Below are 15,295 nucleotides of genomic sequence, written 5' to 3'. Positions count from 1 at the left end.
AAAATTTTATTATTATTTTGTTTGTCAGAATTTTAAAAACCCTTGTATGGCTTAGTTCTTACAAAAAAAGAGGTTTATTTTTTAAGATGTAAATTCGTACAACGCTATACTGGCGGCTTGTACAACATTCATACTACTATTTTTTCCAAACATATTAATATGAACTATTTGACTCGAAATTTTTAATAATTCTTCTGAAATTCCATTGATTTCACTTCCAATTATTAATGCGATTTTTTTATCAGCAGGTAGTATAACTTCTTTTAAAGGTTTGCTACTATTTGTTATTTCTAATGCAATGATTTCGCATTTTAAATCAACCAGATGAGTAACTAAATCTTGAGTTTCTTCGATAACAGTATATGGAACCTGAAGATGGGTGCTACGAGAAGTTTTATTAATTTTTCTAGGGTTAAGCGGAATATCTTTGCCTAAAAAAATAATATTTTCAACTCCAAAAGCTTCACTTATTCTAAAAAGAGAACCAATGTTTTGTTGAAAATAAATATGATCGCAAACTAATGTTATTGGGAAAGTCTTTCTTTCGAATTGTATTTCTTCGTGTGTTAATTGCACTTGACTTAAATTAATTGGTAAAGATATAATTGATAATGTTAGCACCCATTTTTAACGCTTTTTGACGTACTTCGAGAGGGTCGTTATGCACTTCGGCATCTTCCCAGCCATCACCAAGATCACACTGAAATGTATAAAGTAACACTAATTTATTTTCGATAAAAATCCCAAATGCCTGAGGTCTTTTTCCGTCGTGTTCATGAATTTTAGGCAAACCACCTGCAAAAAGAAACGGCTTCTGAAAAATAGCATGATTGGCAGGAAGTTCTACTAAATCATTGTTTGGGAATATTTTTTTTATCTCTTTTCGAATGTATTGATCCATTCCGTAATTATCATCAATATGAAGAAATCCTCCACCGTATAAATAATTACGAAGATTAGTAACATCAGCATCACTAAAAACTACATTTCCATGCCCAGTCATGTGTACAAAAGGATAGGATAACAAGTCAGGATTGCTTGGCTCTACAGTTCCGGGTTTTGCTTTTATACGAGTATCAATATTAGCATTACAAAACTTTATCAAATTGGGTAATGAAGTAGGATTTGCATACCAATCGCCACCACCACTATATTTTAGTAATGCAATTTCTTGCGAAAAAGAAGAAAATGAAATCAATAAAAACAAAAGAAATATTTTTTTCATGTAATTTTAAATTATCGGTTTGTCATTGAGAGGAACGAAACAACCTCACTAGTAATTCGGACTCTAAAACTTTGTCAAAGTTCAAAACTTTGACAAAGCTTTGTAAATTTAATATGTAAATGTGATTTATTTCATCTGTTCGCTATCGCGTGAGTCTCCTTCATCGAAATGACAAGATTATGTTTAATTAGGAACCTCATTAAAAAAAGCAACACTATGACAAGCTACCATTGCAGCAGTTTCAGTACGTAATCTTGTGTTTCCTAAAGATACTGGCTGAAAATTATTTTCGATAGCCAAAGCAATTTCTTTTTCCGAAAAGTCACCTTCAGGACCAATAAGTAATGTTACGTTCTCATTTGGTTTTAAAACTGATTTTAATGATTTTTTATCTGTTTCTTCACAATGCGCAATTAATTGTAAACCTTCGTTTTTGCGTTTTACAAATTCTTTAAATGAAATAGCTTCATTAAGTTTAGGAAGATACAATTCATTTGATTGTTTCATTGCCGATAAAATGATCTTTTCGAAACGCTCCATATTAATCACTTTACGTTCTGATCTATCGCAAATAATTGGAGTAATCTCATGAATACCTATTTCGGTAGCTTTTTCCAGAAACCATTCATAACGATCATTCATTTTGGTAGGAGCAACTGCAAGATGCAAACGGTATTTTGGATCTTGAGCTTTCTCAACCGAAATTATTTTGACAGTACATTTATTATCAGAAGCCAGTGTGATTTCGGTTTCAAATAAATAACCCAATCCATTTGTTACATGTAATATATCAGAATCTTTTTTTCGTAATACTTTTATAATGTGTTTACTTTCTTCTTTATCAAAAGAAAATTCCTGAGTTGTTTCGTCAATATTTGGGTTGTAAAATAATTGCATAGTTTAAAATTGTATTCGTGCTTTAGAAACAACAGCAGCTGTTTCAAATTGTTTTGATAAATATTTTTGATAACCTACAATTCCAATCATTGCAGCATTATCGGTAGTGTATTCAAATTTCGGAATGTAAGTTTTCCAACCGTATTTTTGTTCGCTTTCTTTCAGTCTGTTTCTAATACCCGAGTTAGCCGAAACACCACCGCCAATCGCAATTTGATTGATTCCAGTTTCTTTTACCGCCAATTTTAATTTATCCATTAAAATTTCGATAATTGTATATTGTATAGAAGCACAAATATCATTAAGATTCTCCTCGATAAAATTTGGGTTCTCCAGCTTTTTCTTCTGAATAAAATATAAAATAGCCGTTTTTAAACCAGAAAAACTAAAGTCTAATCCAGGTACTTTTGGTTTTGTAAATGCAAAAGCTTTTGGATTTCCTAATTGTGCGTATTTATCTATTAGTGGGCCACCAGGATAGGGAAGTCCAAGAATTTTGGCACTTTTATCAAATGCTTCTCCAACAGCGTCATCGGTAGTTTCTCCGATAATTTGTAAATCAAAAAAGCCATTTACTTTAATAATCTGAGTATGACCACCACTTATTGTTAATGCTAAAAATGGGAATGTAGGTTTGTCATAACCATCTTCATCAATAAAATGAGCTAATATATGCGCATGCATATGATTAACAGCAATTAAGGGAATTTGTAAAGCCAAAGACATCGATTTGCTAAAAGAACTTCCTACTAGCAATGACCCCATAAGTCCGGGACCTTGTGTAAATGCTATTGCAGATAATTGTTCTTTTTTTATATTTGCTTTGCGAAGAGCAGCATCAATCACAGGAACAATATTTTGTTGGTGAGCTCTAGACGCAAGTTCGGGTACTACACCGCCATATTGCGTATGTATCAGTTGGTTGGCAACAACATTTGACAGGACTTTATCGTTATGTAAAACAGCCGCTGCAGTATCATCACAAGAACTTTCGATAGCTAGAATAAAAACCTCAGGATTTTGCATGTAAAGGCACGAATTTTGAATTATATTTGACGAATCAAATTTTAAATTTTTTTATTTAAAAGCAGAAGCCAAAATTAAAGAATTTTTATCAAAGGAACCTTCCTTTGTTTGCTCTAAAATTAAATTTAAAGAAAAACTAAAAAACAACCAGTATCAGAAAAATAAAAAAAATAGTATCTCGTTCCTTAATCGGACTAATTCTACTTTTGTTAGTACTGGCTATCGCATTGTCTCTACCGGTCGTTCAGACAAAAATTGCAAATTATATTACCGATACTTTAAACTCAGATTTTGGTACACATATATCTGTAGAGAAAGTTTCTGTAAGTGTTTTTGGTGGTGTAAAACTCAGGAAAGTTTTAATAATGGATCACCATAAAGATACTTTAATCTATTCTGATTTAATTAAAACTAATATTTTGGCCGTTAAGAGAGTTCTTGATGGCGATTTGATTTTTGGTGAAATTCGTATGACAGGTTTACTTTTTAATTTAAAAACCTATAAAAACGAAAAGAAAACCAATCTTGATGTATTCATTCAGGCTTTCGAAACTGGACCACCAAAAAAGCCTTCAGCAAAACGTTTCTTGCTTACCGCAAAAGATGCTTACATTACCAACGGACATTTTATTCTAACAGACGAAAATAGAGTAGTTCCTAAAGATGTCGATTTTACAAAACTTAATGCTCACATAAGTGATTTTAAACTTTATGGACCCGATGTAAGTACAAGGATTCATAAATTATCGTTTTTGGATCATAGAGGTTTGTATGTAGCTAATTTAACATCAAGATTTAGCTATACCAAAAAGCAAATGAAGCTTGAAAAATTGTCTATTCTTACCAAGTACTCTAAAATATACGGAGCGGCTACATTAAATTATCGAATAGAAGATTTTGCTAAGTTTACCGATAAAGTTCAGTTTGATGTAGTTTTAGATTCTGCTAATATTGGATCTAACGATATTCGTTATTTTTATAAAGAACTAGGAAAAGACCAGTACTTCCGTGTTAAATCTAAAATTGACGGAACTTTAAACGATTTAAATTTAAAGCATCTTAGATTGTCTGATTTGCATAAATCGACTATAAATGGAGATATAAATTTCAAAAATCTTTTTGGTAAAAACGGACAAGAGTTTCTTATGAATGGTAAATTCGATAAGCTTTCGTCTAGTTATGATAACTTGGTTGTTTTGTTGCCAAATGTATTAGGGAAAAAATTGCCTAAAGAATTACAACGTATCGGTAAGTTCTCGATTGTAGGTAGAGCAAAAGTGTCTAAGACAGCTTTGGATACCGATTTTACAATGATAACTGATTTAGGGAATGGGCTTATTGATTTGAATATGAATAATATCGATGTTATCGATAAAGCTTCGTATTCGGGAAATATTGTCTTAGAGAATTTTGATGTAGGTACTTTGCTTGGTCGAAAAGATATTGGTAAAACAACCCTTAATCTGGATGTAGATGGAAAAGGATTTACCGAGAAATACCTGAACACAGTTATAAAAGGAGATGTTCAGAAATTTTATTATAATAACTATACCTATAATAATATAGTCTTAAATGGTAATTTTAAATTGCCACATTATAAAGGACAGCTTTCTGTGAATGATCCTAACCTGAGTATGACATTTGATGGTTTGATAGATTTAAGTAGAAAAGATAGTGACTATGATTTTCACATTAAGGTAGAAAATGCCGATTTACACAAACTTAAATTCATAAAAGATTCTATATCTGTTTTTAAAGGAGATGTAGCAGTTCACGTATCAGGAAATACAATCGAAAACCTTCAGGGGGATATTGAGATTAATGATGCGGTTTATCAAAATCCAAAATCGACTTATGTTTTTGATCAGGTAAAAGTAAGCTCAAATTTTGATGCCGATAAAATACGTACAATAACAATAAGTTCTACCGATGTTGTTGATGGTGAAATTGTAGGGAAGTTTAAATTTAATCAATTAGAAAATTTAGTTACAAATTCTGTAGGTAGTTTATATGCCAATTATAAACCACTTAAAGTAAGTAAAGGACAGTTTTTACATTTTAATTTTACTATTTACAATAAGATTATCGAAATCTTTTATCCTGAGATAGAGGTAGCAACCAATACAGTTGTGAGAGGGAAAATTGATGCCGATAAGGATGAATTCAAGTTTAAGTTTAATTCCCCTCAAATTAAAGCAGCACAAAATACATTTGATAATATAAGAGTTGCTGTAGATAATAAAAACCCATTGTATAATACCTATATCGAGTTAGATAGTATTAAAACGAAGTATTATAAGGTACGTGATTTTAGTTTGATAAACGTAACCATGAAAGATACTTTATTTGTAAGGTCTGAGTTTAAAGGAGGTTCAAAAGGAGAAGATTATTTTAACTTCAACTTATATCATACTATTGATAAAGATAAGAACAACGTTGTCGGAATCAATAAATCCGAGTTGAAATTTAAAGACTATTTGTGGTATTTAAATGAAAATGATGAACCTGATAATAAAATCGTTTTTGATAAAAAATTTAAGAATTTTGACATAGATAATATTATTCTATCTCATGAAAATCAAAAGATAGAATTAGTCGGGCAAATAAAAGATGCCGATTTTAAAGATTTGAAACTAAGTTTTAAAGATGTAGATCTTAATAAAATTACACCAGCCAATGATAAACTTGTTTTAAATGGTAATATTAACGGAGAGATTAATTTTAAACAGAAAAAGAATGTCTTCCAGCCAACAGCTTCCATCTTTATCGATAAGCTAAATGTAAATAAGACCGATTTAGGAGGGCTAAAATTTGATATTGTAGGTGATGAAAACCTTAGAAAGTTTACGATAAATTCTTCTATCGAAAATGATAAATTGGAGATGTTTAAGTTATTCGGAAGCTTCGAAATTATTAATAAAGAAACAATACTTGATTTACAGCTTAAATTTGACACATTTAACTTAGCCTCGCTTAGTTCTTTGGGAGGAGAAGTATTGTCGAATATTCGAGGCTATGTTTCGGGTAACGCGGCTATTATCGGGAATTTAAAAAGGCCTGATGTTAATGGACGTTTATATCTGGATAAAGCCGGAATGACTATTCCTTATTTAAACATAGATTATGAGCTGAGTGATAAAACTATTGTCGATGTAACCGATGAGAAATTCTTGTTACGAAATAATACTATCACCGATTCTAAATACGGAACTAAAGGGATTTTAAATGGTACAGTCGAGCATAATAATTTTGGCGATTGGAAATTAGATTTAGATATCAGTTCAAAAAGATTGTTAGCATTAGATACTAAAGACAGTGAAGATGCGGCTTATTTTGGTACAGCATTTATTAATGGTAGAGCAACTATTAAAGGACCAACTACGGCATTATTTATAAAAGTAGATGCAAAATCAGAGAAAGGAACATCTGTGAAGATCCCGATTAATGATGCGCAAACAATGAGTGATAATAACTTTATTCATTTTATCACAGCCAAAGAAAAGTATAATCTTGCTAATGGTATTGTCGAAAAGACAAGAAACTATAATGGTCTGGAATTAGAGTTTGATTTTGATATTACTCCAGACGCCGAGGTCGAAGTAATTTTAGATAGAAATTCTGGACACGGAATGAAAGGAAAAGGATTTGGGTCTTTATTATTTAAAATTAATACACTTGGTAAATTTAATATGTGGGGGGATTTCCAGGCATACGAAGGAACCTATAACTTTAAGTATGGTGGATTAATCGATAAGAAATTTGTTGTAAAAAAAGGAGGTTCGATTTCTTGGGAAGGTAACCCGATGAAAGCGCAGTTAAATCTTGAAGCAGTTTATAAAACATCTGCAAATCCTGCAGTATTATTAGAGAATTCTTCATTTAGCAAAAAAGTACCTGTAGAGGTAGTTATTGGTATTCGTGGAGATTTAACGAGCCCAGAACCAGATTTTAATATCGAGTTCCCAACAGTAAGTAATGTATTAAAATCGGAGATTCAGTATAAGTTAGTCGATAAAGATGTTCGACAAACACAAGCACTTTATTTGCTGTCTTCAGGAGGATTCTTAAGCCCTGAGGGAGTGAGTCAATCTGATTTTTCTAGTAGTTTATTCGAAACTGCAACTAATTTATTGGGAGGAATAATTCATTCTGATAGTGATAAGATAGATATTGGTTTTACATATACCTCTGCCGACAGACGACTTGGTCAGGAAGCCGATGGTCAATTTGCAGCGACAATTTCATCTCAGATCAATGAGAGAATTACCATAAACGGTAAAGTAGGAGTACCAGTAGGAGGAATCAACGAATCGGCAATTGTGGGCGACGTAGAGGTGCAATACAGAGTTAATGAAGACGGAAGTATGAACTTGCGTTTATTTAACCGAGAAAACGATATTAATTATATAGGTCAGGGAGTTGGTTATACACAAGGTATAGGGGTTTCTTATGAAGTAGATTTTGATACTTTTAGAGAATTGGTAAATAAAATCTTTAAAGACCATAAACTAGAACGTGCTATTAAAACTTCAAACCAGAATAATGATGTTCCTGATTCTGCTATAAATCCAGATTATATTGATTTCTCAAAGTCAAAAAAGAATAATAAAAAGGAAAAAGAAAAGGTAAAAACTAATGATCAGGGATACATTCCTGAAGAAGATTAACACACTTTAAGTTACTAATGTGTTTTAGTTTTGTTAATGATTTTTTTTTAGCCTTACAATTTCCTTATCTTTCAGTTTAGTTACATCTCATTTTTTGTAACACTTCAACCGTATATTGTTATTTTTAAATTATCAATTAAAATAAATGTCTTTTTTTATTTTATTGATTTTTTTTACTATCCGAAAACTTATTAACGAAAACGTTTGAATTTAACATATTTTATTAACTTATTATAAATATAGCCCGAATAGTGGTGAATGTTTGCTAATTTTACACTTTAATACTTAAATAATGCCAAAAACAATAAAAAAAGTTGGTGTTCTTACATCAGGAGGAGATTCACCAGGAATGAATGCAGCCATTCGATCAGTAGTTCGAACTTGTGCTTATCATAACATCGAATGTATCGGAATTTATAGAGGATATCAAGGAATGATTGAAGGTGACTTCAAAGAAATGGGACCTCGAAGTGTAAATAATATTGTGAATAAAGGAGGGACGATTTTAAAATCGGCTCGTTCATTAGAATTTAAAACTCCAGAAGGAAGAAAAAAAGCTCATGAGAATCTTGTAAAAGCAGGAATCGATGCTTTGGTTGTAATAGGAGGAGATGGTAGCTTTACCGGAGGCCTATTATTTAACTCTGAATATAATTTCCCAGTAATGGGAATCCCAGGAACTATTGATAATGATATTTTTGGTACGAGTCATACTTTAGGGTACGATACGGCACTAAATACTGTTGTAGATTGTATTGACAAAATACGTGATACTGCGAGTTCTCATAACCGTCTGTTTTTTGTAGAGGTAATGGGTAGAGATGCAGGTCATATTGCTCTAAATGCAGGAATCGGAGCTGGAGCAGAAGAAATTCTTATTCCAGAAGAAGATTTAGGTTTAGATAGATTATTAGAATCACTTCAAAAAAGTAAAGCATCTGGAAAATCATCAAGTATTGTTGTTATTGCCGAAGGAGATAAAATCGGTAAAAACGTATTTGAACTAAAAGATTATGTAGAGGCTAACTTACCTGAATATGATGTTAGAGTTTCTGTTTTAGGACACATGCAACGTGGAGGTTCCCCTTCTTGTTTTGATCGTGTTCTTGCAAGTAGATTAGGTGTAAAAGCGGTAGAATCTTTACTTGAAGGGAAATCAAATTATATGGTTGGTTTACAAAATGACAAAGTTACTTTAACGCCTTTGGAACAAGCAATTAAAGGTAAATCTGAAATAGATAGAGAATTGCTACGCGTTTCTGAGATCATGTCAACATAAAAATATAGAATAAAAAAATTGAAGTTTATTGTGAGGAAATTAGACTTTGAAAATAAGTAGAATAACAAAAAATAAATAAAAATTTAGTAAAATGTCAAAAGTAAAATTAGGAATAAACGGATTTGGAAGAATTGGAAGAATTGTTTTCAGAGAATCTTTCAATAGAGATAATGTAGAGGTTGTAGCAATCAATGATTTATTAGATGTTGATCACTTAGCTTATTTATTAAAATATGATTCAGTACACGGTCGTTTTGATGGAACTGTAGAAGTAAAAGAAGGAAAACTTTTTGTAAACGGAAGAAACATCCGTATCACTGCAGAAAGAAACCCTGCTGACTTAAAATGGAATGAAGTTGATGTTGATGTAGTTGCTGAATGTACTGGTATTTTCACAACTATCGAAACTGCAAATGAGCACATTAAAGGTGGTGCTAAAAAAGTAATTATTTCTGCTCCATCTGCAGATGCTCCAATGTTTGTAATGGGAGTAAATCATGAAACTGCAAAAGCTTCTGATTTAGTAGTTTCTAATGCATCTTGTACTACAAACTGTTTAGCTCCTTTAGCTAAAGTAATTCACGATAATTTCGAAATTGTTGAAGCTTTAATGACAACTGTTCACGCAACAACTTCAACCCAAATGACTGCTGATGGTCCTTCTAGAAAAGACTGGAGAGGTGGACGTGCTGCTAGCATAAACATCATCCCTTCTTCTACTGGAGCTGCTAAAGCTGTTGGAAAAGTAATTCCATCTTTAAATGGAAAATTAACTGGAATGTCTTTCCGTGTTCCTACTGCTGACGTTTCTGTAGTAGATTTAACTGTAAAAGTAGCTAAAGAAACTTCTTATGAAGAAATTATGGCTGTTTTAAAGAAAGCTTCTGAAACTACAATGAAAGGTATTTTAGGATATACTGAAGACTTAGTTGTATCTCAAGATTTTATTTCTGATAAAAGAACTTCGATCATTGATGCTAATGCAGGAATTGGTTTAAATTCAACTTTCTTCAAGATTGTATCTTGGTATGATAATGAGTACGGATACTCTAGCAAATTAATTGATTTATCTGTGCATATCGCAGGTCTTAAATAATTTTATATACATTTCAAAATCCCGTTATTGAATAGATAGCGGGATTTTTATTATTTTGTTTGACTCTCCAATAATGTAAATAATTACACTTAATATTGTAAGATGAAAAACTAAACCGAAAACTAAATAAAATAAAATGAAATTAATAGTTGATAGTGGATCTACTAAAGCAGATTGGATAGCAATTGATGATAATGGCAAGATATTATTCACAACACAAACCTTAGGATTAAATCCTGAAATTCTTAATGGAGATGAAATCGTAACCCGATTAAATGATCGTTTTGATATTTTACAGAATAAAAATACAGCTACACATTTGTTCTTTTATGGAGCAGGTTGTGGTACTGATAGAATGAAAATCGCTCTATCGCAAATTTTTCAGGAATATTTCGTTAATGCAATCGTAGATGTTCATGAAGATACGTATGCAGCAGTATATGCTACTACCCCAAGAGGAGAGAAAGCAATTGTTAGTATTTTAGGAACAGGATCTAATTGTAGTTATTTTGATGGAAAAGAATTATTCCAAAAAGTACAATCATTAGGATACATTGCAATGGACGATTGTAGTGGTAATGTTTTTGGAAAAGAATTAATTAGAAAATATTACTTTAATAAAATGCCTCAGGATTTAGCAGTTGAATTTGCAAAAGAATACAACATGGATCCAGATTTTATTAAAAATAAATTATATAAAGAGCCAAATCCAAATGCTTATTTGGCAACTTTTGCAAAGTTCTTAATCAAACATAAAGATTCAGAATTTTGTAGAAAAATCATCTTTAAAGGGATGAAATCATTTGTTAAGAATTACATCAAACAATTTGATAATTGTAAAGAAGTTCCAGTTCATTTTGTGGGTTCTATTGCTTATTATTTGAAAGATGAGTTACAAGAAACTTTTGATAAATATGAATTGCAATTAGGTAATGTTTTGAGACGTCCAATCGATGGACTTATCGCATATCATATTTCTAATAAATAAGATACATGAAAAGTATGGAGATTGCTATTATTGCTCACGATGGAAAGAAAGCAGATATGGTTCAGTTTTTGAATAAAAATAAAACGCTCTTACTTCAGGAAAATATTAAACTTATCGCTACCGGAACTACAGGAAGCAAGGCTATAAACGCTGGCTTTAAAGCTCGAAGAATGCTTTCTGGTCCTATGGGAGGTGATGCTCAAATTGCTGCAAGAGTAGCAGAGGGTAAAACGCAAATGGTTTTCTTTTTTAAAGATCCACTTGCAAGCCATGCCCATGAGGTCGATATTAATATGTTAATCCGTGTTTGTGATGTACATAATGTACCATTGGCAACTAATGAAGCATCTGCACAGTTATTATTAAATGCCATCGCTTTGCAATTATAAAAATCAAGATATTAAAAATATATAAGAACCGTTTCAATTATTTGAAACGGTTTTTTTGTTTCTTGTTTTGTGTAATTGATTGGTATTTATTGATTTAGACTTTTGGTTGTCTTTTTTTACGTAAATTTGATATTAAATTTATTGTTAATTCATGAAAAAATACATAGTAATTGCGATTATTGCTCATGATAACAAGAAAGCAGACATGGTTCAGTTTTTAGATAAAAATAGAATCATTTTGCAAGATGAAAGAATGAAGCTTATAGCAACAGGAATATTAGGAAGGAGTGTTGAGAATTCAGGCTTTAAAGTAGCTAAAATGCTTCCTGGGCCTATGGGAGGTAATGCTCAAATTGCAGCAAGAGTAGCAGAGGGTAAAATCCAGATAGTTTTCTTTTTCAAAGATCCACTAGCGAGTCATGCACATGGTGTAGATATTAATATGCTTGTGCGGGTGTGCGATGTACATAATGTGCCGTTGGCTACAAATGAAGCCTCGGCACAATTACTACTTAATGCTATCGTATTGCAATTATAGAAATTTCTACATTTACATTTTTAGGTAAGCAAGCTACTTGAACAGTTTCGCGCGCAGGTGCTGTTTTTTCGTCAAAATAAGCTCCGTATACGCCGTTTATTGCAGCGAAATTATTCATGTCCATAATAAAAATGGTTGCTTTTACTATATGTTCAAATGTCATATCAGCAGCTTTTAAAATTGCAGCTATGTTCTCCATTACTTGTTTTGTCTCATCAAGAATGTTATCTGTTACTAATTCTCCAGTTTGAGGATTAATAGCAATTTGACCAGAAGCATAAAGAGTATCGTTTTTTAAAACAGCTTGGTTATATGGTCCAATTGGAGCTGGTGCATTTTCGGTAAAAATGATTTTTTTCATGATTATCTCAATTTAAATTAAATGTATTTTTGTTTGTAACAAGATAATATTATCTGTTATTAGTACTTCTTTTGTTCCATTTGATATCACTAAGAACACCTGATTTTATTCCGATAAAGAAATTCCAGTTAGAATTTGTACCTAGTGGAGTCCAGTTAAAATCCATTCTCCAGCTTAATAAATCTCTTTCAAAACGAAGTTGGGTAAAAGTAACTCCTTTTTGTACAAAATCATATCCTGTAGATATACCACCTTTCCATTTAGGAGTAATATCCATATTAGCAGAAATCATTATAGAGTTTCCGATAATTTTATTTTCTCTGGCAGTATTTCCATAAGTTAAGGAATAAGCAAGTGTCATATCCCAAGGAAGTTTTGCATTAAAGAATTCAGTTATTGCGTTGTCATCTTCTTCAGACCCATCAAACTGACTTTTACGTTGATCATTTAAGTCGGTATTTGTTCCAAACAAGTCATCTTCACGACCACCATTTCTTTCACTTTGTTTGTTCTCATCCTTCTTCTTTTTATCCTTGTCCTTATTTGAGATAGAATAGTTTAAAGTCATATTGGCACTCGTCATTCGAAATAAACTTCCTCCGTTGTCAATATTGAATTTATTTATTTGTCTCCCGGAATTGTCAATTGCATATGGGTTTAAAGTAGCTCCAAAATTGACATTCATTTTGTCTTGAAAAAGTTGTGTTCCTCCACTAACTCTAACAGGTTGCCATGCAAATGAGTTTATACCATCAGCATTAAAATTATAACTCGTAGAGAAGTTTAAATTGTTAAGCAGCATTATTTTTTTAGGTTCTGTTTTTGTGCTGTCTCTGTCTGTAACTTTAGCTTCAAAAGTATTGCTTAAATCAAATCCTATAATATTTGAATTAGCATTACCCGGAGCACCAAAAATACCTCCTTCAAAACGGCTATATTCTTTAGTTATAGTACCAGTAGCATCAGTAGCATAAGTATCGTAATATTTCTCGAAACTTGGTGTGTATCCGTAAGAAACAGACGGACGCATTACGTGGCGTATCGATTTTATCTTTTTGTCCTCGCCAAAATTAAAAGTACCGTATATTGTTGTACCAAGACTAGAACTAAAAGAGTAGGTTCTATAGGCATCAAAACCATTTACAACATTTTCCACTACTTTACTTTGGTCAGTATCGTAATGTTTTTCGACAGTTTTTGTTTGCCATACTTCCTGATAATTGGCAGTTGTACTGGCACTAAAATATTTAAATATTTTAAAGTTGGTACTAATAGGAATGCTGTGCTTAGCTCCAATTTTTGCATTATCAAACATTTGAGGTTTAAAAAATAGAGAATCGGTTGTTACGATACTATTTTTTCCGCTCAGGTTATATTGAAAGTTAATGTTTTTGATAAAACCTTTTTTAACTCCATTTTTACCAACAAATGGGTATATCCTGTCTACACTTGCTTCTAGCGTTGGTAACGTCATATTAATAACTTCCGTTTGCGTGTTTTGCGAGTGCGTGGCAGTTATCGATGTACGTATTTGTGGTAACGTATTAAAGTTTTTGCTGTAAGAAACAGATGAACTTAAAGTATTGTTTAAGCTAGACCCGATGTTTGCCTGATTGATAGATTGTTTAAAGTATTTACTACTACCCATATTCACCGAAGCAGAGAAACTTGAATTAGGACTTGCTTTTGTGTCCTTAGAGTGTGACCATTGTATGTTGTAGATGTTTTGTTTAGAGTAATCTGGATATCCTCTTTCACTAGATATCAGGTTTTCAAAACGAACATTAATATTACCTCTATATTTATATCTTTTTGCATATGCCGACTCAAATCGCATGGCATAACTTCCGTTGGTGTAATAATCTCCAAGGACTGTTAAGTCGTAATTATCGCTTAAAGCAAAATAATAACCTCCATTTTGTAATGAGAATCCTCGAGTATTAGAGTCATTATAACTTGGTAGGATTAAACCCGAAACACTTTTTTCGTTTGTCATCGGGAAATAGGCAAACGGTAAGGCGATAGGAGTAGGTACATCGGCAATTACCATATTGGTTAAACCAGTAATTACTTTTTTTCCAGGAATAAATTTAACTTTATTGGTCTGGAAATAGTATTCAGGATTATCTACATCTTTTGCAGTAGTAAATCGAGCTCCTTTTAAGAAATAAACAGAGTCGTTTTCTTTTTTCGTGATACCAGCTTTTATTCTAAATTCACCTTGTTCAGATCTCGAATTCCAAATTAAAGCTTTTTGGGTTTTAAAGTTAAACCGTATAGAATCGGGTTCTACAGCACTTGCGCCTTGTTTAAAATTTGGATATTGAGTATAAACTCCAGCAGAATCTTTTAATCGACCTGCATAAACTTCATTCTTTTCATAATCCAAAACAATGATACCCGATTTTAGTTCGACATCTTGATAATATAATTCAGCTTCATTATATAAGGTGATAAGTTTACGCTTTTGATCAATCTTTGCGTAATCTTTGGCTTTGTATTTTACTTTGCCATCCAAAAAAGCTTTTTTGGGTTTTATACTATCTACCTTTATGGTATCAATAGTTGCAGTTTTGATGCTATCTGGCTGTTTATTAGCGCTTGCAGCTTTCTTTTTTTTGTTTGTTTCTTGAGAATATAGATTACCGCATCCTAGCGTTAGGAAAAATGATAATAAAACGATATTAAATAAGTTTGTATGCAAAGGTTTAAATACTATTTTTGTAAAAATATGGCTTGTTTTTTGACATGTCAAACTTACATATAATTTTTTGTCAAAAATAATCAATTGAAAAAATTATAACAGTTGTGTTTTATTAAAATTAACTT

At 31.8% G+C, this 15,295-nt stretch carries 12 protein-coding genes; 6 read left to right on the top strand and 6 right to left on the bottom strand.

The annotated features are described in order from the left end of the window. Positions 1–81: 81 nt before the first annotated feature. The 4 genes from SHI72_RS16870 to tsaD form a co-directional block, all read right to left on the bottom strand. A complete protein-coding gene (locus SHI72_RS16870) occupies positions 82–576 on the bottom strand; it encodes a TrmH family RNA methyltransferase (RefSeq protein ID WP_086893917.1) in 495 nt (164 codons plus the stop codon). A 10-nt stretch (positions 577–586) separates the two neighbouring features. Further along, positions 587–1,225: a DUF4159 domain-containing protein gene (locus SHI72_RS16865; protein WP_323490756.1), complete on the bottom strand. Its 639-nt coding sequence runs from the start codon at positions 1,223–1,225 to the stop codon at positions 587–589. A 183-nt stretch (positions 1,226–1,408) separates the two neighbouring features. Further along, positions 1,409–2,122 carry a 16S rRNA (uracil(1498)-N(3))-methyltransferase gene (locus tag SHI72_RS16860; RefSeq protein ID WP_039117405.1) on the bottom strand — a complete coding sequence of 238 codons (714 nt, stop codon included), beginning with the start codon at positions 2,120–2,122 and terminating at the stop codon, positions 1,409–1,411. Between the two features lie 3 nt (positions 2,123–2,125). Beyond that, positions 2,126–3,148, bottom strand: coding sequence for a tRNA (adenosine(37)-N6)-threonylcarbamoyltransferase complex transferase subunit TsaD (gene tsaD, locus SHI72_RS16855; RefSeq protein WP_039117404.1), 1,023 nt, complete (start codon positions 3,146–3,148; stop codon positions 2,126–2,128). Positions 3,149–3,375: 227 nt separating this feature from the next. Here tsaD and SHI72_RS16850 point away from each other — a divergent pair, with 227 nt between their 5' ends. The 6 genes from SHI72_RS16850 (at position 3,376) to SHI72_RS16825 (ending at position 12,105) form a co-directional block, all read left to right on the top strand. Then, on the top strand, positions 3,376–7,815 hold the full coding sequence (locus SHI72_RS16850) for a translocation/assembly module TamB domain-containing protein (protein ID WP_323490755.1): 4,440 nt from the start codon (positions 3,376–3,378) through the stop codon (positions 7,813–7,815). A gap of 292 nt (positions 7,816–8,107) precedes the next feature. Beyond that, the gene (pfkA, locus tag SHI72_RS16845) at positions 8,108–9,094 is read left to right on the top strand and encodes a 6-phosphofructokinase (protein WP_039112783.1); all 987 of its coding nucleotides are present in this window, start codon (positions 8,108–8,110) and stop codon (positions 9,092–9,094) included. A gap of 91 nt (positions 9,095–9,185) precedes the next feature. Further along, on the top strand, positions 9,186–10,190 hold the full coding sequence (gap, locus tag SHI72_RS16840) for a type I glyceraldehyde-3-phosphate dehydrogenase (protein ID WP_039112782.1): 1,005 nt from the start codon (positions 9,186–9,188) through the stop codon (positions 10,188–10,190). A gap of 136 nt (positions 10,191–10,326) precedes the next feature. Next, positions 10,327–11,178 (top strand): N-acetylglucosamine kinase, encoded by an 852-nt coding sequence (locus tag SHI72_RS16835; RefSeq protein ID WP_039117402.1) that lies wholly within the window; start codon positions 10,327–10,329, stop codon positions 11,176–11,178. Between the two features lie 14 nt (positions 11,179–11,192). After that, positions 11,193–11,567 carry a methylglyoxal synthase gene (locus tag SHI72_RS16830; RefSeq protein WP_039112940.1) on the top strand — a complete coding sequence of 125 codons (375 nt, stop codon included), beginning with the start codon at positions 11,193–11,195 and terminating at the stop codon, positions 11,565–11,567. 163 nt (positions 11,568–11,730) lie between these two features. Beyond that, positions 11,731–12,105, top strand: a complete 375-nt coding sequence (locus SHI72_RS16825; RefSeq protein ID WP_323490857.1) for a methylglyoxal synthase — start codon at positions 11,731–11,733, stop codon at positions 12,103–12,105. Here SHI72_RS16825 and SHI72_RS16820 read toward each other — a convergent pair. Together SHI72_RS16820 and SHI72_RS16815 are read right to left on the bottom strand one after the other, a co-directional pair. Then, positions 12,086–12,466 (bottom strand): RidA family protein, encoded by a 381-nt coding sequence (locus SHI72_RS16820; RefSeq protein ID WP_035620489.1) that lies wholly within the window; start codon positions 12,464–12,466, stop codon positions 12,086–12,088. The two genes, SHI72_RS16825 and SHI72_RS16820, sit on opposite strands and share 20 nt — an antisense overlap. A gap of 49 nt (positions 12,467–12,515) precedes the next feature. Further along, a complete protein-coding gene (locus SHI72_RS16815; RefSeq protein WP_039112938.1) occupies positions 12,516–15,221 on the bottom strand; it encodes a putative LPS assembly protein LptD in 2,706 nt (901 codons plus the stop codon). Between the last annotated feature and the right edge of the window lie 74 nt (positions 15,222–15,295).

It is taken from the genome of Flavobacterium sp. PL02 (assembly GCF_035013205.1).
GTDB lineage: Bacteria > Bacteroidota > Bacteroidia > Flavobacteriales > Flavobacteriaceae > Flavobacterium.
Note: the sequence above shows the minus strand (reverse complement) of the source record. Positions and strands in the feature narration are given on the sequence as shown.